The sequence below is a fragment of the Nonomuraea sp. NPDC026600 genome (genome assembly GCF_040638335.1).
Classification (GTDB): Bacteria; Actinomycetota; Actinomycetes; order Streptosporangiales; family Streptosporangiaceae; genus Nonomuraea.
On sequence record NZ_JBEZYD010000005.1, the window covers coordinates 321,197 to 339,595 of the forward strand.

General features: G+C 70.3%; 17 protein-coding genes and 1 tRNA gene. 12 read left to right on the forward strand and 6 right to left on the reverse strand.

The features are described 5' to 3' along the window. Window positions 1-7: 7 nt before the first annotated feature. The 3 genes from AB0F17_RS14510 (at window position 8) to AB0F17_RS14520 (ending at window position 5,655) form a co-directional block, all read left to right on the forward strand. Window positions 8-81: transfer RNA gene (locus AB0F17_RS14510), tRNA-Lys, on the forward strand. A 792-nt stretch (window positions 82-873) separates the two neighbouring features. After that, a complete protein-coding gene (locus AB0F17_RS14515; RefSeq protein WP_358021712.1) occupies window positions 874-3,612 on the forward strand; it encodes a S8 family serine peptidase in 2,739 nt (912 codons plus the stop codon). Window positions 3,613-4,077: 465 nt separating this feature from the next. Next, on the forward strand, window positions 4,078-5,655 hold the full coding sequence (locus AB0F17_RS14520; RefSeq protein ID WP_358021715.1) for an ATP-binding protein: 1,578 nt from the start codon (window positions 4,078-4,080) through the stop codon (window positions 5,653-5,655). Here the strand turns inward: AB0F17_RS14520 and AB0F17_RS14525 are convergent. Next, complete coding sequence (locus AB0F17_RS14525; RefSeq protein ID WP_358021718.1) at window positions 5,636-6,070, reverse strand: hypothetical protein; 435 nt, start codon at window positions 6,068-6,070, stop codon at window positions 5,636-5,638. The genes AB0F17_RS14520 and AB0F17_RS14525 overlap by 20 nt on opposite strands. 60 nt (window positions 6,071-6,130) lie before the next feature. Beyond that, window positions 6,131-6,280: a hypothetical protein gene (locus tag AB0F17_RS14530; protein ID WP_358021721.1), complete on the reverse strand. Its 150-nt coding sequence runs from the start codon at window positions 6,278-6,280 to the stop codon at window positions 6,131-6,133. 130 nt (window positions 6,281-6,410) lie between these two features. Here AB0F17_RS14530 and AB0F17_RS14535 point away from each other — a divergent pair, with 130 nt between their 5' ends. Both AB0F17_RS14535 and AB0F17_RS14540 read left to right on the forward strand, forming a co-directional pair. Then, window positions 6,411-7,064: a DUF433 domain-containing protein gene (locus AB0F17_RS14535; RefSeq protein ID WP_358021724.1), complete on the forward strand. Its 654-nt coding sequence runs from the start codon at window positions 6,411-6,413 to the stop codon at window positions 7,062-7,064. Further along, complete coding sequence (locus AB0F17_RS14540; protein WP_358021727.1) at window positions 7,045-7,494, forward strand: hypothetical protein; 450 nt, start codon at window positions 7,045-7,047, stop codon at window positions 7,492-7,494. The genes AB0F17_RS14535 and AB0F17_RS14540 overlap by 20 nt, the downstream gene beginning before the upstream one ends. A gap of 221 nt (window positions 7,495-7,715) precedes the next feature. Here AB0F17_RS14540 and AB0F17_RS14545 read toward each other — a convergent pair whose 3' ends face one another. Further along, on the reverse strand, window positions 7,716-8,249 hold the full coding sequence (locus tag AB0F17_RS14545; RefSeq protein WP_358021730.1) for an NUDIX hydrolase: 534 nt from the start codon (window positions 8,247-8,249) through the stop codon (window positions 7,716-7,718). 166 nt (window positions 8,250-8,415) lie between these two features. Between AB0F17_RS14545 and AB0F17_RS14550 the strand changes: the two genes are divergently transcribed. The 7 genes from AB0F17_RS14550 (at window position 8,416) to egtE (ending at window position 14,894) form a co-directional block, all read left to right on the forward strand. Then, entirely contained in the window at window positions 8,416-9,054 is a 639-nt protein-coding gene (locus AB0F17_RS14550; RefSeq protein ID WP_358021733.1) for an RNA polymerase sigma factor, read from the forward strand. Window positions 9,055-9,122: 68 nt separating this feature from the next. Next, entirely contained in the window at window positions 9,123-9,362 is a 240-nt protein-coding gene (locus AB0F17_RS14555) for a zf-HC2 domain-containing protein (RefSeq protein WP_358021736.1), read from the forward strand. Window positions 9,363-9,587: 225 nt separating this feature from the next. Beyond that, the gene (gene egtA / locus AB0F17_RS14560) at window positions 9,588-10,796 is read left to right on the forward strand and encodes an ergothioneine biosynthesis glutamate--cysteine ligase EgtA (RefSeq protein WP_358021739.1); all 1,209 of its coding nucleotides are present in this window, start codon (window positions 9,588-9,590) and stop codon (window positions 10,794-10,796) included. Next, entirely contained in the window at window positions 10,793-12,085 is a 1,293-nt protein-coding gene (egtB, locus tag AB0F17_RS14565) for an ergothioneine biosynthesis protein EgtB (RefSeq protein WP_358021743.1), read from the forward strand. Before egtA ends, egtB begins: the two co-directional genes overlap by 4 nt. Beyond that, window positions 12,085-12,792, forward strand: coding sequence for an ergothioneine biosynthesis protein EgtC (gene egtC / locus AB0F17_RS14570; RefSeq protein WP_358021746.1), 708 nt, complete (start codon window positions 12,085-12,087; stop codon window positions 12,790-12,792). Before egtB ends, egtC begins: the two co-directional genes overlap by 1 nt. 18 nt (window positions 12,793-12,810) lie before the next feature. Continuing rightward, entirely contained in the window at window positions 12,811-13,779 is a 969-nt protein-coding gene (egtD, locus tag AB0F17_RS14575) for an L-histidine N(alpha)-methyltransferase (RefSeq protein WP_358021749.1), read from the forward strand. Next, entirely contained in the window at window positions 13,776-14,894 is a 1,119-nt protein-coding gene (gene egtE, locus AB0F17_RS14580; RefSeq protein WP_358021752.1) for an ergothioneine biosynthesis PLP-dependent enzyme EgtE, read from the forward strand. Before egtD ends, egtE begins: the two co-directional genes overlap by 4 nt. Before the next feature lie 12 nt (window positions 14,895-14,906). Here egtE and AB0F17_RS14585 read toward each other — a convergent pair whose 3' ends face one another. The 3 genes from AB0F17_RS14585 to AB0F17_RS14595 are packed head-to-tail and all read right to left on the reverse strand — an operon-like array spanning window position 14,907 to window position 18,384. Then, on the reverse strand, window positions 14,907-16,340 hold the full coding sequence (locus AB0F17_RS14585) for a carboxyl transferase domain-containing protein (RefSeq protein ID WP_358021755.1): 1,434 nt from the start codon (window positions 16,338-16,340) through the stop codon (window positions 14,907-14,909). Next, window positions 16,337-17,521 (reverse strand): CoA transferase, encoded by a 1,185-nt coding sequence (locus AB0F17_RS14590; protein WP_358021757.1) that lies wholly within the window; start codon window positions 17,519-17,521, stop codon window positions 16,337-16,339. Before AB0F17_RS14590 ends, AB0F17_RS14585 begins: the two co-directional genes overlap by 4 nt. Beyond that, window positions 17,518-18,384 (reverse strand): fumarylacetoacetate hydrolase family protein, encoded by an 867-nt coding sequence (locus AB0F17_RS14595; RefSeq protein ID WP_358021760.1) that lies wholly within the window; start codon window positions 18,382-18,384, stop codon window positions 17,518-17,520. Before AB0F17_RS14595 ends, AB0F17_RS14590 begins: the two co-directional genes overlap by 4 nt. Window positions 18,385-18,399: the final 15 nt, after the last annotated feature.

Below are 18,399 nucleotides of genomic sequence, written 5' to 3' on the forward strand. Positions count from 1 at the left end.
TCTGCAAGCGCCGTTAGCTCAGTTGGTTAGAGCAGCTGACTCTTAATCAGCGGGTCCGGGGTTCGAGTCCCTGACGGCGCACTGCGCAGAAACCCCAGCTCGGCACGCTGAGCTGGGGTTTCTCGGTTCTTGGAGAACCTCCGCCTGTCTCTGGATAGACCGAGGCGCGCCGTTGGCGTAGATCATCCACTCGCCGCTGCTGGCGCGTAGCCGGCCCCATCCGTTCGGCGTCATAGGTGTGCTCGTCAGGTCGGAAGATCTGGCTCGGAGATACGTTCGCTCAGGTCGACGTATTCGGCCGGACAGTGGGAATCGGACCTCACCCGCCCATCACCGTCACCTGGAAATCACTGGCGCCCAGGCAACCTGGAACGACGTCCCAAGCGTTTGGTTATAGCGAGTGATCATCGCCAACGGATTCGAAAAGGGAGAAGACGGAGTGCGAAAGACGACGACGAGAGCGGCGGGTGCGTTCCTGCTGGTCGCCGCGTCCATCATCGTGTTACCCGCCGCCCACGCGAGCGCCGGGGTGGCGGGGAACGCCCGCAGTGTCACCCTGATCACCGGCGACCGGGTGGTCCTCGCACCGGACGGAAGTCCCCTGATCACGCCGGGCGAGGGAAGGAAGGGTATCGACTTCCACACCTTCGGCAGCGGCGGGCGGTTGCGGGTCGTGCCGGGTGACGCGATCGAGCTCCTGCGGCAGGGGCGCCTGGATCCGCGCCTGTTCGAGGTGAGTGCGCTGGCCGAGTCCGGTTACGACGACCGGCGTCAGGACCTGCCGCTCGTCGTTACCGGCGCGCCCGCGCCCAGATCGTTGCGGGGCGGGGCGGGGCGGGGCAGCGGGCGCTGGCCGCGGTCGGCGGCTTCGCCGTGCGGCAGGACAGGGCACAGGCCGTCCGGTTCTGGCAGGACCTGCGGAACGTCGGGGGCAAGATATGGCTCGACGCGCGCGTCAAGCTGTCCCTTGACACCAGCGTCAAGCAGATCGGCGCTCCCGCGGCCTGGGCGAAGGGGCTGACCGGCGCGGGAGTCAAGGTGGCGGTGCTGGACACCGGCATCGACAGTGCCCATCCGGACCTGGCCGGAAAGGTGGTCGCGCGGGCGGACTTCACCGAGACGCCCGACGAACGGGATGTGGTCGGGCACGGCACACACGTGGCGTCCACCATCGCGGGCACCGGAGCGTCCTCCGGCGGCAGGTATCGTGGAGTGGCGCCGGATGCCCAACTGCTGGACGGCAAGGTGTGCGAACCGGGTTTCTGCACCTACTCCGCCATTCTGGCCGGGATGCAGTGGGCCGCCGACCAGGACGCCCGGGTGGTCAACCTGAGCCTGGGCGGCCCGGACGAGCCCGGTCTCGACCCGGTGGAGGAGGCCGTTCAGCGACTGAGCGAGAGCCGCGGCACGCTGTTCGTGGTCGCGGCGGGCAACGACGGGGCCGACCGTTCGGTCAGCTCCCCCGCCAGCGCGGACGCCGCCCTGGCTGTGGGGGCCGTGGACAGGACGGACCGACTGGCGGACTTCTCCAGCAAGGGCCCGCGCGTGGGCGACTCCGGGCTGAAGCCGGAGATCACCGCGCCGGGCGTGGAGATCACCGCCGCACGGAGCAAAGACAGCGCGGGCAGCGGGCCGTACGTGGCCATGTCGGGGACCTCGATGGCGACCCCGCACGTCGCGGGAACGGCCGCGCTGCTGGCGGGCGCGCACGTGAGCTGGAAGGCGGCGGAGCTGAAGGCCGCGCTCATGGGCTCGGCCAAGCCCCATCCGCAGACGGGGGTGTTCTCCCAGGGAGCGGGACGCGTGGACGCCGAGCGGGCAGCCACGCAGGCGGTGACCGCGGACCCACCCGGCCTGGGGTTCGGCCTGCAGCGCTGGCCACACGCCGACGACGAGGTGCTCACCAGGAAGCTCACCTACCACAACCACGGTGATACGCCGGTCACCCTCGACCTCGGCGTCACGTCGGGGACGACCTTCTCCGTGAGCCCGGCCACCCTGACGGTGCCCGCGGGCGGACAGGCGGAGGCGACGGTGACGGCGGACACGCGCACCGGCGAGCCCGACGGCTTCCTCGGCGCTTTCATCGAGGCCAAGGGACCGGGCGGCGTCGTGGTGCGCACGCCCGCCGCGGTGGAGAAGGAGATCGAGAGCTACGACCTGACCGTCAACCAGACCGACCGGTCGGGCAAGCCGACGGCCGACTACCAGATGGTGATCTGGCGGCTGGACGACGCGGAACCGTCACCCCAGGTGTTCTGGCCGACCGAGAGCTCGATGACCTTCCACCTGCCCAGGGGCGAGTACCTGCTGGACACCACCATTCTGAGCGAGGACGGCGTGGCGCTGCTGGTGCAGCCACGCCTGCGCCTGGACAGGGCGCGGACCGTCGAGGCGGACGCCCGGCTGGGCCGACCCACGTCGATCCGCCCGCCCACGCCCGGCGCGGTGCTGAAGGAGGGCAGCGTCGCGTACTCGTTCAGGACGCCCGGCCGGTTGAACGTCAGGGGCTGGTACCCAAGCAGCTTCGCCAGGGCGTTCACCGCGCAACTCGGCCCCGAGCAGACAGAAGACGGCATACTCACCCGGGTGAGCGCGCACTACCAGGCGGGTCAGGACAGTTACCAGCTCGCCTGGTTCGAGCGGGACCGCATGATCACCGGCTATGACCGGGCGGTGGATCCCAAGGATCTGGCGCGCGTACGTGTCGACGTCGCGGAGCATCTGCCGGGCGCCCGCGTGCTGGTGGGCCGTCAGGCCGTGCCGAGCCAGGGCGTCATGCTGACGCATGCCAGCGTGAACGAGCTCACCCCGCCGTCGACGTTGACCGAGTACGTCAACACCGACCACGGCATCCGCTGGCAGGCCGCCGTGGCCGAGTTCGGGGCCGACGGCCAGAGCACCGGGTTCTCGTCCGCTCCCGTGCGGTTGCGGCCGGGCAGCGCCACCACGGAGTTGTGGAACCGTGGCGTGTTCGGCCCCTCACTCCCGTCAGGGGACCAGCCGCGCGAGCCCGCGAGCCGCACCGGCGACGTGATCGCGGTGAATCTGCCGATGTTCGGCGACGGGCGCGGCTCGATCGGGGATTCCGGGCCGGCCACCGAGCACGTATCCCTCTATCGCGATGGCGAGCTCGTCGGCGAGAGCGACCGGCTGAGGGAGCGGTTCACCGTACCGCCGGGCGGGGGAACGTACCGGCTGGTCGCCCGCGCGGAGCGGGGAGATTCTGCGGTGTTGTCCACGCGTAACTCGGCGACGTGGACGTTCCGGTCGGAGAGCACGAACTCGCCGACCCGGCTGCCGCTGTCCGTGGTGCGGTTCACCCCGGACCTCGACGTGCGGAACTCCGCTCCGGCCGGGCGGCGCTTCGTGGTGCCGTTCACCGTGCAGCGGCTGGCCGGAAGCGCGGCGGGCCCGGCGCGTGAGGTGGTCGTGGAAGTGTCCTACGACGACGGCGTGACCTGGAGCCGGGCGAAGGTCACCGGGTCCAAGGTCGTCCTGGACCATCCCCTGCGCAGCGGGTTCGTGTCGCTTCGGGCCAGCTCGGCCGACGTTCACGGCAACATGGTGGAGCAGAGCGTGATCCGCGCCTACCGGATCACCGCGCCGTAGCGGTGCGTTCGCTCTCGGCGGTCCCTGGCGGGGCCGCCGGGAGCGTCCTTTCAGCGGTGGTAGCAGCTCTGGGGTGGGTGGCTGGTCGGGACGGCGGCCGTGTCCTCGTTGCCGATCGACTGACCTCAAGTTTGGTTGAGGTGAAAGGCTCCTGGACATGAGCGAAGACAGGATGATCATTTATGAGAAGGCCGGGGTCGAATGTGCGGTCCGGCAGGCGGCGGAGCAGGTTGGTCTCGACTGCGAGCTCGACTTCCCAGACGGCGAGGCCGAGCAACTCGCGCACCTTCTTCAAACCCAGACCGCGTGCCATGGACAACAGTGTGTCGGCGGCCTGCGACAGTTTCCCAGGCCACAGGGGTCCACCGCGGCAGTTTGCGGCTTACGGCACGAAAGCGACGCTGGTTCCTTCCCTGCCGCGCAATCGAGGCGCACGACAGATAGGTAACCATTACTGTACAGAGAGTGAAGTCCTTTAATACGACGGGTCCGTGTCGACCGGGCAAGCACTTCATGCTGCCCCCGATCCCCCGGATCCCCGAGGCGAGGGAGCTGATCGACGAGGAGAAATACTTCGTCATTCGCGGGCCACGCCAGAGCGGCAAGACGACCTCGCTCCAGGCCCTGGCCGCCGAATTGCGGAACGAGGGCGAGTATGCGGCGGTGTACATCTCCTGCGAGAGTGCCTCCACCCGGGCCGATCAGGCCGCCCCGGCGGAGGTGCGGATTCTCTCCGAGATCGCGGCCATGGCACGGGCAACGGGGCTTCCGGAGGATTGTCTCCCGCCGGATCCCTGGCCGGAGGCGCCTGGATCGACTCGGCTGCTCAGAGGGCTCTCCGCATGGGCTCGCCGCTGCCCGCGCCCCATCGTGCTGCTCGTGGACGAGATCGACTCGATCCATGGCGATGAGTTGATCAGCGTTCTCCGGCAGCTTCGCCAGGGATACAACAGCTTCCCGGTGCCGTTCCCGCACAGTGTGGCGCTGTGCGGGATGCGTGACGTGCGCGCCTACGAGACAGCTTCGAGCGGCGACTCGTCAAGGCTTGTCGGCCCCTCGCCGTTCAACATCCTCGCCGAGTCGATGCGGCTGGCGGACTTCACCTTCGAGCAGGTGGCCGAGCTGTACGGCCAGCACACCGACGCCACCGGCCAGGAGTTCACCGCGCACGCGATCCAGCGTGCCTTCCACGCCAGCCAGGGGCAGCCGTGGCTGGTCAACGCCCTCGCCCGCGAGATCATCCGCAAGATGCGCATCCCGGAGAGTCAGTCGATCACCGACGAGCACATGAACCAGGCGGTCGAGCGGCTCATCGTCGCCCGCGCCGTCCACCTGGACTCCCTGGCCGCCAAGCTGCGTGAGGATCGCGTCCAGCGCATCATCGAGCCACTGCTCACCGGCGAAGTGCGGGAGAACGTCTATGACGATGACCTCGCCTACGCCCGCGATCTCGGCCTCGTCACCCAGAAACCGCCGGTCCAGGTCGCCAACCCGATTTATCAGGAAGTCATCGTGCGCGTCCTCAGCCAGGACGTCGAGGCTGACATTCTGCTCGACCGCTCAGCCTTCCTCACCCCGGACGGGCGGCTCGACATGCCCGCGGTCCTGCAGGGGTTCCTCACCTTCTGGCGGCGCAACGGCGAGATCCTGCAGAGCCGCGAGACCTATCACGAGGCCGCCTGTCACCTGATCTTCATGGCTTGGCTGCACCGGGTGGTCAACGGCGGCGGTGTGATCGACCGTGAGTACGCCCTGGGCCGTGGTCGCATGGACATCTGCGTCCAATGGCCCTACACGGACGCCGACGGCAAGCGCGGCTGGCAGTGGGAGGCCATCGAACTCAAGGTCCATCACCCCAGACAGCCCGACCCCGTCGAAGACGGCCTGCACCAGCTCGACGGTTACCTCGATCACCTCGACCTGAGCCACGGCATCCTCATCGTCTTCGACCGCCGGCCCACCGCCCCACACCTCCTGGAGCGCACCGCCATCGAACAGGTCACCAGCCCGCGCGGTCACGCCGTCACCCTCGTCCGGGCATGAAGCGGGAGGGGCTCCGGGGTCGGCGGTCACCGGCCCCTCGGCCGGACAGGAGCACGGTGCCGCGCACGCGCACCGGCGGCAGCCCGAGCCGCCGCGCCCGCTCCGCGGAACAGACGACGATCGCGGCGGCGCCCTCGCCGATCGGCGAGCGCATCAGCAACGTCAGCGGCTCCGAGACCACCCAGCTGGACAGCACCTCCTCCACGGTCGCCGGCCGCTGGTACTGCGCCTTGGGGCGGCCGGTGAGCACACCGGCGGCGGCGTTGGCGAAGAACACCGCCCGCACGTCGGCCGCGGAAAGCCCGGCGTCGGAGAGCGCGTCGCGCACGGCTTCCTCGGCCAGCGAGCGGATCGTACTGTCCGGGAACTTGCCGAACCGCGTCATCGCCGCTCCGGCGATCTGGGCCTGTGTCATGGCAATGGCCTTCCTTTGCGAGGTCAGCGACGCTGCAGCTGGTATCCGGTCTGCGCTGTTCTAATGTGACGCGCGGGCCTGCAGGACGTGTTGGCGGGCGCCGTCGAGACCCGCCGGGATGTCGAGGGCGAGGTACCAGCTGCCGTACTGCGGGTGGTCAGCTTGGGGCAGCGTGAGCCGAGCTGGCGCCCGGTTTGTGGCTTCCCGCATCCGCCGCGCTTGTGGACATGACCAGCGACGGGCATGGCGACTCTCCGATCATGATGGAGTAATGGTGAGTGAATCGTGGGGATGTTTGCGATGATGAAGGGGGCCGAATCGAGCGAGGGAGGTGAAGCGGGTGTCCTACACTCCGAAGCTGGCGGCGGCGTTGTCGGGTGTCACGCTTCGCCAGCTCGCGCACTGGCGTAAGGCCAGTTCTGGCCGTGGCGCGGTGCTAGTGCCGGAGATCTCGCCGGTGCGTCCGGTGCTGTACTCGTTTCGAGACCTGGTCGCGTTGCGCACCTGTGTGAAGCTGCGCAACGACGCGTCCTTGCAGAAGATTCGTCGAGCGTTGGACACGCTCCGCGACGACCTGCAGGAGCGTGAGCATCTATCGGCATACCAGCTGGTGACCGATGGCTCGACGATCTACTTGGTCGAGCAGGGTCAGGCCACCGATCTGGTGCATCGCAAGGCCAACATCGTCATCCATGACATGGTCGAGGTGCTGCGGCCGTTCTACCGCGATGGACGGCACATTCCGGACCTGCTACGTCCCCGGGAGCACGTCACGGTCGACCCAGCGGTCCGCGGTGGGATGCCGGTGATCGAAGGGACCCGCGTGCCGTACGACGAGATTGCGGCGCTGCTGCGGGATGGTGTTCCGGCGGAGCGGATCGCGGAGTATTACCCGAGTGTGTCCGCCACCGCGGCGTTGGACGCCGCCGACTTCGCCGACTACGTCGACAGTTACGAACCCCCCAGGGAGCGGCGTGAGGCTGCTGCTGGATGAGAACGTCCCCTGCCCGCTGCACCAGGTCCTGACGAGCTTCGTACTCATCCACGACATCGTCCATCTACTGGATCTTCCTGGCTGGTCGGGCACACGTGACGAGACCCTGTATCCGCGAGCTGCGGATGAGGGGTTTCACGTGGTTCTCACCAATGACGGCCGTCAGATGCAGCGACCTCGGGAAGTGGCCGCGATCGCCGCATCCGGCCTCCACCGGATCGAATACCCGCACAAACACCCTGGGCTGATCGGGATGGGCATCGCGATCGCGACGGTCGCCGCTGGATTGCCGAGCGCACTGGCATTGCTGGAAGAATCCAGCGGACCACGCTTGATCACTATGCGAGGCGTCGATCCCACGGTAGCGAGTCGGCTGCGGGTGATCGATCCTGCGCTGAAGCCGCCCAAGTTCTGGCCTACATTTTCGTAGTCTGGGCGGACCGCCAGGCGTTCCAGATCTCGCGGATTCTGCCACGCGAAGCAATGAGGAGCCCCCGATCGAGCGCCCACGCTCGGATGGCCCGGGGTTCACTGCGAGCCATGTCAAGATGTTCTTGTGACCGACCATGGCCCGATCTCGGGGATCAATCGGAGGAGGTGACCATCGCCACCTGGAGTTCGGCGACGACGGCAGGGACGACGTGGTCGCTCTCAATGTGACGCGCGGGCCTGCAGGAGGTCGGCCAGGAGGTGCAGCAGGGCCGCTGCCGTGGTCGCGGACGTGATGGCCTGCTCGCTGATCAGCCGCTGGATGCCCAGCACCGGCAGCCATTCGGCCCGTTCGTGAGTCTGGTCGCCGGTCGGCGCGGCGATGAAGGTGGCCTGGAAGGCGACGAAGATCAGGTGGTCGCTGTCGGCGACGTCCTCGGCCGTGCGGATCCGGATCAGCGGCACCAGGGGCCCGGGGCGCCAGCCGGTCTGCTCCTCCACCAGACGGGCCGCGGCCCTTTCAGGGTCCTCGTCCGGGGCGATCTCGCCGAGCGGGATCTCCCACCCCCATGTGTCGGTGACAGGGCGGTGGCGCCACAGCAACAGAGCGCACCCGTCATGAACGACCACCGCTCCGGCGGCCCGCGGCGTGCGGATGAAGGGTTGCTCCACATGCTCGCCGTCGGTCAGTTCGAGGTCCACGACGCGGAGATCGACCTCGTTCGCCGCGTAGAGCAGTCTTTCCGACCGACGCATGGGATGCTCCTCATCGATTCGCCGGAGACTTCACCTTTTGAGAATACGCAGGAGGCCGCCCAGCCTCCGGGGCGCCGTGGTGGGCAGATTAGCCTGGGTAGATGCAGGGCACGGATCGTGCCGGATGTCATGGATGTCCCGACGTCTGACCGGAGGGAAAGCGATCGTGAGGTCTTTCGCGGGCGGAGGGTTGCCCTCGGATGACGTCATTGTCCGGGCCCTCCGCGCGGGTGATGAGGCGATGTTCGCGGCGCTGCTCGACACCTGGTCCCGGGGCATGTTGCGCGTGGCCAGGTCTTACGTGTCCACCGACCACTCCGCGGAAGAGGTCGTCCAGGACACCTGGCTGGCGGTGGTCGGCGGGATCGATGGCTTCGAGGGCCGTTCCTCGGTCAAGACGTGGATATTCCGCATCGTGGTCAACATGGCGAAGAAGCGCGGCGTCCGTGAGCGGCGCACGCTGCCGTGGAGCGCTTTCGAGGAAGACGGCGGCAACTCCGCGGGCCGGCACGTCGACCCGGTGCCGCCGGGCGGTTGGACGGATCCGCCCGCGGCCTGGCCGACGCCTGAGGGGGAGGCGCTGGCCTCGGAGGTGCGTGGCATGATCGGCGAGGTCCTGGCCAGGCTGCCGCCCCGCCAGCGAATCGTGATCACCCTGCGGGACGTGGAGGGGTGCACCTCCGACGAGGTGTGCGAGATCCTGAAGATCTCCGCGGCCAACCAGCGGGTCCTGCTGCATCGCGCCCGCGTCGCGGTGCGCGGCTGGCTCGCGGACTATTTCGAGTCCGTCGGACAGCCGGACTAGCTCCGTCCGCTCCGCGCAGCGGCACAATAGGTGAAACGGTTCATCCAGGAGACAAGGCGGTCGACGTCGTGAAGCGCTTCACATGCGACGAGCTGGTGGGTCTCATCACCGCCCACCTTGACGACGCCCTCGATCCGGCCGAGCGCGAGGGCGTGCACGCGCACCTGGCCTGTTGCCAGGGATGTAGCCGCTACTTCGAACAGTTCCGCGCGACCATCGTCGTCTTAGGCGACCCGCCCCCGGAGAAACTCCCCGCCGACGTGCGCGACCGGCTCATGTCCGCGTTCCGCGAGCGGCGGCGGTCATGAGGTGCGAAAGCCCTCCATCATCGCGATGAGCCGCCTCCTCCAGACCTTCCGTGAGAGCACGCCATCGCCCTCCGTGTGACCTAGTGGCCGGTCAGCAGCCTCCGATACCCGAAAAATCCGTCTGTAACGCTTGCGCCCTTCGCGGGTCTGTAGATGGGGACGCCGTTGCCTGCGGCGGATCGCTGGACGCGGACCATCAAGACCCATGCGCCACGCGAAGGGGAGATGATGATCGGGCTTACGGCCGAGAGTACGCCGCTGCGGGACGCCTCGGAGGTGGCGGACTTCGCGCGTCGCTGTTTCCATCCCGCCGCCGCGGACCGGGTGGGCGTGGAGCTGGAATTCCTGATCTTCGACCGTACGGCGGCGGCCCGGCAGGTCCCGCTGGCCAGGACCGAGCGGGCCCTGCCCGAACTGCCCGGCGGCAGCCGGGTGACCTTCGAACCGGGCGGGCAGCTCGAACTGTCCGGCCCGGCGGGCCCGCTGCCGGAGGCGCTGGCCCGCCTGGCCGGCGACGTGGCCGCCGTACGCGCCGCCCTGCGAGCGGCAGGGCTGGTGCTGGGCGGAGTCGGCCTCGATCCGGTACGCCCGGCCCGCCGCCAGCTACGTCTGCCCCGATACGACGCGATGGCCGAGTTCCTCGGCGTGCCGTACGGGCAACTCATGATGTGCTCGACCGCGTCGATCCAGGTCAACCTGGACCTGGGCGAGCGGCCGGCGGCGCGCTGGGATCGGGCGCACGCGCTCGGCCCGGTGCTGATGGCGGCCTTCGCCAACTCGCCGCTGAGCGATGGCCGGCCGTGCGGCTGGATGTCGGGCCGCCAGGCCGTCTGGGATCACCTCGACCGCACCAGAACCTCGCCCGTGCCCGCCTCGGGCGATCCTGCCGCGGACTGGGCCGAATACCTGCTGGATGCCCGGCTCATGCTGGTGCGAGAGGGTGAGCAGAGCTATCGCCCGGTCCGTGACGGCTCCACGTTCCGCGACTGGCTGACGGCCGACGGCGGGCGGCGGCCCACCGCCGAGGATCTGGCCTACCACGCCACGACGGTCTTTCCACCGGTGCGGCCCCGGGGCTGGCTGGAGATCCGTTATCTCGACGCCCAGCACCCGGCGATCTGGCCGGTCTGTGTGGCCGTGACCCATGCCCTCATCGTCGACGACCGCGCCGCCGACGCCGCGATGGCCGCCGCGGAGCCGTACCGGCGGCTGTGGGGGGTGGCGGCGCGGTGCGGGCTGGCCGACCCGCACCTGCGCCGGGTGGCCGAGGTGTGCTTCCGCGCCGCGCTGGAGGCGCTGCCGCGCTGCGGCGCGGGTCCCGGCCTGGTCGGCGAGGTGGCCGCGTTCGCCGACCGGCACGTGAGCACGGGCCGCTCACCGGCGTCCGACCTGCTGGATGTCCCGAACTGGCCGAGCGATGAGGGATGGGAATGAACGACTTCAAGGAACGTATCGCGGCTGAGCTCATCGCGGTGCGCGACCGGTCACTCACCTACACGGAGGCGGAGGACGACCTGCTGGTACGCCAGCACTCCGAGCTGATGTCGCCACTGGTGTGGGACCTGGCGCACGTGGGCAACTACGAGGAACTCTGGGTGCTGCGCGAGGCCGGGGGCATCGACCCGCTCCGGCCCGAGATCGACGACATCTACGACGCGTTCAAGACACCGCGCAAGGACCGCCCCAGCCTGCCCTTCCTGGGCCCGGCCGAGGCCCGCCGCTACATCGAGGGCGTACGCGGGCGGGTGCTCGACGTCCTCGACAAGATCGACCTGGACGGACCCGCCCCGCTGCACCGCGACGGCTTCGTGTTCGGCCTGGTGATCCAGCACGAGCATCAGCACGACGAGACCATGCTCGCCACCCTGCAACTGTCCGGGCAACCCGGGCTGGTGCGCGACGGTGACCTTCCGCCGGGCCGGAGCGAGGGGCCGGAAGAGGTCTTCGTGCCCGCGGGCTCCTTCCTCATGGGCACCGACACCCTGCCCTGGGCCTACGACAACGAACGGCCGGCCCATCGGGTGGAGCTGCCCGCGTACTGGATCGACCGGCTGCCCGTGGGCAACCGCGCCTACCAGGCGTTCATCGAGGACGGCGGTTATGACGACGCGCGCTGGTGGTCGGCGGAGGGCTGGCAGTGGAGGCAGCGGAGCGGAGTCTTCGCCCCGCTGTTCTGGGCCAGGGACGGCGGGGCCTGGTGGCGTACCCGGTTCGGGCGTACCGAGCCGGTCCCGATGGACGAGCCGGTCCAGCACGTGAGCTGGTATGAAGCCGACGCCTACGCCCGCTGGGCGGGCAAGCGGCTGCCTACCGAGGCCGAATGGGAGAAGGCCTGCGGCTGGGACCCTCGGGCCGGGAAGGCGCGCAGGTACCCATGGGGTGAGGACGCACCAGGTCCCGACCGGGCGAATCTCGGGCACCGCGCCGCCCATCCCGCGCCGCTGGGCGCCTACCCGGCCGGGGCCGGCGCCTATGGGGCCGAGCAGATGGTGGGAGACGTCTGGGAGTGGACGGCCTCCTGGTTCCAGCCCTATCCCGGCTTCCGCACTTTTCCGTACAAGGAGTACAGCGAGGTGTTCTTCGGCCAGGAATACCGGGTGCTGCGCGGCGGCTCCTGGGCGGCCGATCCGGCGGCGGTGCGGACCACGTTCAGGAACTGGGACTACCCGATCCGCCGGCAGATCTTCACCGGCTTCCGCTGCGCCCGTTCGGAGCTGGTCTGATGTGCAGGCACGCGGCCTGGCTGGGCGCCGCCCGCTCGCTCGCCCAGCTCATTCACGAGCCGGAACACGGCCTGTTGAAGCAGTCGTACGCGCCGCGGCGGCAGCGCCACGGCCTGATCAACGCCGACGGGTACGGCATGGGCTGGTATGAAAAGAGTTGTGCGGACCCGGTGCGGTATCGCCGTTCCGTGCCCATCTGGTCCGACGCCAACCTGCCCGGGCTCGCGCGGATCGCCCGCTCGACCTGCCTGCTGGCGGCCGTGCGCTCGGCCACTGTCGGCATGCCGATCGAGGAGAGCGCCACCCCGCCGTTCACCGACGGGCGGTGGCTGCTCAGCCACAACGGGCGCGTCGCGCGGGACGCGGTCAGGGACCTGGCCGACGACGCCGAGAGCGTGTGCGACGCCGCTTGGGTCGCCGCCGCCGTGTTCCAGCGCGGGCACGCCGGGCTCGGCCTGGGCGAGGCGCTCGCCGAGGTGGTCGTCCACGCCGGGGAGAAGGACCCCGGCGCTCGCCTGAACCTGCTCGCCTGCGATGGCGCGTCGCTCGCCGCCACCGTCTGGGGCGACACCCTCTTCCACCACCGACTTCACGACGGCGTGCTGGTGGCCAGCGAGCCGCTCGACGACCTGCCCGGCTGGCAGGCGGTACCCGAGCGCAGCCTGCTGACCGTCACCCGCGACGACGTACACGTCCAGCCGTTGTAATCCACTCGGGGAGGCCTCATGCCCGTCAGCCAGTCCACCGTGCATGTGATCAACCATCTTGACCGCGGATATCTACGCCAGGCACTCGAACACGACGTCAGGACCGGGTTGACGGCTGTCCCCAAGTGGCTGCCGCCCAAGTGGTTCTACGACGAGGCGGGCAGCGAGTTGTTCTCCCGCATCACCCGGTTGCCCGAGTACTACCCGACCCGGCGCGAGCTGGCCATCCTGCGCGCGCGGGCCGCGGACCTGGCCGCCGCCAGCGGTGCGGACACGCTGGTCGAGCTGGGCTCGGGCACCAGCGAGAAGACCGTCCTGCTGCTCGAGGCGCTGGCCGCGCGCGTCTACACGCCGGTGGACGTCGACGCGGTCACCCTGTCGGCGGCGGCGCACCGGCTGGCCGGGCTCTTCCCCGGGTTGCGGGTGAGGGCGGTGTGCGCCGACTTCGAGCGCCATCTGGCGTTGCTGCCGCGTACCGGGCGGCGGATGGTGGCCTTCCTCGGCGGCACGATCGGGAACCTCGAACCTGCCGCCCGCGCGGTGTTCATGAAAGACCTGCGGGCCACGCTCCGGCCCGGGGACACGTTCCTGCTCGGGGCGGACCTGGTGAAGGACACCGGGCGGCTGATCGCGGCCTACGACGACCCGGCCGGGGTGACGGCCGCCTTCAACAGGAACGTGCTGCGGGTGATCAACCGGGAACTGGACGCGGATTTCGACCCGGAGGCGTTCGAACACGTGGCGCTGTACGACGAGCGACACGAGTGGATCGAGATGCGGCTGCGGGCAAGCCGGGACATGCGGGTACGGATCGGCGGGCTGGGACTGGTCGCCGACTTCGTGGCGGGGGAGGAGGTGCGGACCGAGATCAGCGCCAAGTTCCGGCCGGAGGGGTTGCGGGCGGAGCTCGCGGACGCGGGGTTCGAGGTGTGTCGTCGCTACACGGATCCGGCCGGGGACTTCACCCTGATCCTCGCCGAGGCGTGAGCGTCGGAACCCTGTGGCGGGCCGGGCGCGGCACGGCGCCGCCTGGGCATCTCGACGCGGCCGGTTGCAACGTGCCCAGCGACCGGGTGCTCGACGCGGTCGTGACGCAGCTGCGGCTGGAACGGCAGCGCGGCGGCTACGCCGCCGTCCCGGACCTGACCGCGGCGAAGGCGGCCCTGGCCGAGCTGGTCGGCGCCGGTCCGGCGGACGTGGCCTTCCTGGAGAGCGGGACGGCGGCGATGGCGGCGCTGCTGGGCGGGTGGCGGCTCGCGCCGGGCAGCAGCGTCGGCTACACGCGCACCGAGTACGGCAGCACGCTGATGCTGCTGCGCCGCCTCGCCGAACAGCGGGACTGGAAGCTCGTCGAACTGCCGGTGGACGACGACGGCCGCCTCGACCCGGAAGGCATGCGGGCCGGGCTGGACCTGATGATCCTCTCCCACATCGGCTCCCACCGCGGCGTCGTGCAACCGGCGGCGGAGATCGGGGCGTGGTGCCGCGCGGCGGGGATCCCTTTCGTGCTGGACGTCTGCCAGTCGCTCGGGCACGTGGAGGTGCGCGGGGCGGGCGCGAGCGCGTACGTGGGGACCTCGCGCAAGTGGCTGGCCGGGCCGCGCGGCGTCGGCTTCCTGATCGTGCCCGACCTCACCCCCGCCATGGACGCCGCGGCCCCCACCCTCGGGGGACACCTCTGGAACGAGGCGTCGCCGGTGCCCCTGCCCGGCGCGGTGCGATATGAGAGCTCGGAGGGAGCGATCGCGGCGCGGGTCGGGCTCGGCGTGGCCGTACTCGAGCAGCACGAGCTCGGCCCGTCCACGGTTCAGGCGGAGCTGGCCGACCTCGGTCGTACGGCGCGTGGCCTGCTCGACGGGGCCGGGGGCTGGCGCGTGGCCGAACCGCTCGACGAGCCGTCCGCCCTCGTCACGCTCCGGCCCCCGCCGGGCGACACGGCCGAGCACGCCGCCGCCCGGGCGGCGGAGGCGTCCCTGCTGGTCAGCGTCGTGCCGACCAGCAGGGCGCCGTTGGACCTGCGCGAACCCGTGCTCCGCGTCTCCCCACCGCCCGGCACGTCTCTGGAGACCCTGCACACCCTGGCCCGCGTCCTCGCCCGCTGACGTCCGCGGAGCTCACCGAACGTGCTGGAGCAACTGTGCCCCGATCGCCGCGGACACTCTCCGGCAGAAGTCCTCGGGATTCTCGTGCGCGGGCACGGGCTCGGGCACGACTACCTGCACCACCCCGTCCGCCAGCAGCTCGTGGGAGCCGACACGCTGCCTGCGTGCCATGTCGGCCGCCAGCCGGGTGTCGCCGTGCAGGATCACGCTCGCGCCCTCCGGTGGCAGGGGCGCGAGCCACGCGTGCTCGGCGGCGATGCGCGCTCGGCTGGGGAGAAGGGCGAGGGCGCCGCCGCCGCAGCCCTCTCCCAGGAGTACCGACACGGATGGCACGGTGAGCTGGACGAGGTCGGCCAGGCAGCGGGCGATCTCGCCGGCGAGAGCCCGCTCCTCCGCCTCCGCCGAGAGCTCGGCTCCGGGGGTGTCGATCACGCAGACCAGCGGGCGCCCCAGCTGCTGGGCGAGATGAATGCCGCGGCGCGCGGTACGCAGGTCACCGGGGCCGAGCGGGCCTTCGCGAGCCTGAGCGCGCCGGTCCTGACCGATCACGACGCACGCGACCCCCTGGAAGGAGGCCAGGGCGCAGACCATGCCCCGCCCGGGCTCACCCGCACCCGTCCCCGACAAGGCGACAACATCGCCGGCCCCGATGCGCAACAGCTCACGGACTCCCGGCCGGTCAGGGTGCCGACTGAGCTGAATGGAGTCCCAGGGATCCCTCGCGAGTGCCGGCCCTGCCGTGCCGGGGGTGACGTCGGTAGCTCTGACCAGTGGCCCGGCCAGCAAGGCGAGTGCCCTCGGGGCGACGTCGGCGAGCTGGCCGGCGGTCACGACCGCGTCGATGACCCCCTTGGCGACCAGGTTCTCGGCCAGTTGGACACCGTCGGGAAACGGCCGCCCGTTGAGCGCCTCGTAGACCGAGGGGCCCAGGAAGCCGACCAAGGCGCCCGGCTCCGCCACGGTGACGTGCCCGAGCGAGCCCCACGACGCGAACACCCCTCCGGTGGTGGGGTGTCGCAGATAGACCAGGTACGGCAGCCCGGCCGCCTTGTGCTCGACGACGGCCCGGGAGATGTCCACCATCGTGACGAAGGCCGGGGTGCCTTCCTGCATCCGGGTGCCGCCGGAGGAGGGCGCGGCGATGAGGGGCAACCGCTCGGCCGTCGCGCGGCGCACGGCCGTCACGATGCGCTCGGCCGCGTCACGACCGATCGATCCGCCGAGGAAGCGGAACTCGCTCACGACGAGTGCCACGTCGTGGCCTCCGATCCGGGCCCGGCCGGTGACGACGGCCTCGTCCGTTCCGGAACGTTCCCGAGCCTTGAACAGCGCCTTCTCGTACTCGGGATCCCGGTCGACGGGTACGACGGGCACGTCCCACGACTGCCAGGAGCCCGGGTCGACGTTCGCCTCGATCACCTCGAGGGCCCCCGGCCGACGCGTCACCGGACCACGTCGCCGACCCAGCGCCGCACCGACTCCCCGTGCTGGTCGAGGACGGGTGGCGGCCGGTGCGAGGTCCGGGTGCGCTCCTGCCCGGACAGTTCGAAGAAGCGCAGCGGCGGCCCGGGCAGCGTGAGCGGCCCCAGGGTCTCATGCGTGACGTCGATGGCCAGGCCCTGGCTCAGGGTCTGATCCCAGGTGTAGACCTCGTCCAGGGTGCGCACCCTGCCCGCCGGTATGGCCAGCTCGTGCAGCCGTTCGAGCAGGTCAGCGGCGCTCCAGTTCACGAAGGCCCATTCGACCAGCTCGATGACCTGGTCACGTGACGCGACGCGTTGGGCGTTCGTGGCCATGCCCGGCTCCGCGGGGTCGAGGCCGAAGCCGGCGCAGAACTTCCGCCAGAGCCCCTCGCTCCCCACGGCGATCTGGACCGCTCCGTCGGCGCACCGGAAGAGCCCGTAGGGGGAGATGGAGGCGTGGTGATTGCCCGACGCCCGGCCGACCTCGCCGGCGACCGTCCAGCGGGTTCCCTGAAAGGCGTGGACGCCGACGGCCGCGGCCAGCAGCGAGGTGCGTACGACCTGGCCTCGCCCGGTCGACTCCCGCTGGCGCAGCGCCGCCAGGACACCGTAGGCGCCGTACATGCCGGCGAGCAGATCGCAGATCGGCGTCCCGAACCGCTGCGGGTCATCCGGCGCCGATCCGGTCAGGGACATCAGGCCACCCTCACCCTGGGCGATCTGGTCATAACCCGGCCGGCCGCCTTCGGGACCGTCGTGGCCGAAGCCGGTGATCGACAGCTGCACGAGCCGCGGGTTGAGCTCCCCGAGCACGTCGGCGCCCAGCCCGAGCCGTTCCATGACTCCGGTCCGGAAGTTCTCCACCAGCACGTCCGCCCGTCGTACCAGGGCGAGCAGGACCTCGCGGTCGGCGTCGTCCTTGAGGTCCAGGCAGATGGACTCCTTGTTGCGGTTGGCCGACAGGAAGTACGTCGACTCTCGTTCCCCCTCGTCCCCGGCGAAGGGCGGCCCCCAGCCTCGGGTGTCGTCTCCGTGCCCCGGTGCCTCGATCTTGACCACCCGGGCACCGAGGTCGCCCAGCATCATCGTCGCGTGGGGCCCCGCCAAGGCGCGCGACAGGTCGACGACGAGCACACCGTCAAGGGGCCCGAAGGCGGCACTCATGCGTTCAGCGCATCGTGGCGCTCCTGGTTGGCCACGACCGGGTTCCGCAGCACGCCGAGCCGCTCGACCTCGACCTCCACCTCGTCGCCGGGTCGCAGGAGCCACGGCGGTGTCCGGGAGTAGCCGACCCCCGACGGGGTGCCGGTGGCGAGCAGGTCGCCCGGGTGAAGGGTGAGGGTCCGGCTGATCAGCGAGAGCGTGTCGCCGACCGTGTAGACCATCTCGTCGGTACTGCCCTGCTGCACCACGGTGCCGTTGACCCGCGTCTCCACCTTGAGCCCGTCACGCAGGTCGCCCACTTCGGCAGCCGGTACGAGCGGCCCGAGCGGCCCGGAACGATCTCCGTTCTTGCCCAGCGTCCACTGGGAGGTGTACTTCTGCGCCCGGCGCGAGGTCACGTCGTTGAACGCGGAGTAGCCGACCACGGCCGCCAAGGCGTCCTCGGGGGTGGCGTCGACGAGGGTCGCACCGACCCAGGCCACCACCTCACCCTCCCAGTCCACCCCGTCCTCGCCGGACGGCACCGGGATGCCCGCACCGCCGACGGTGAGCGAGCTCGGCCACCGCGCGAACAGCGTGGGGTGCTGCGGCACACCCTCGCTCGCGTAGGAACCCTCCGCGACGTGCTTGAGGTAGTTCAGCCCGATACAGATCACCCGCGCGCCCGGCAGCACTGGAGGTACTAGCTCGACATCGTCCAGCGGCAGCGTGGCCACCACGTCCGCCGAGCCGGTCGACCAACGCCGGGGATCGGCCCAGAACTCCTCCAGAGGCGCGAGGACTCCGACCTGACCGTCGTCCATGAGGGTCCCCACGAGGACCGAGCCGTCGGTGTGGCGCAGTCCCACGATGCGCAAGGGCATTTGTTGTCTCCTTCG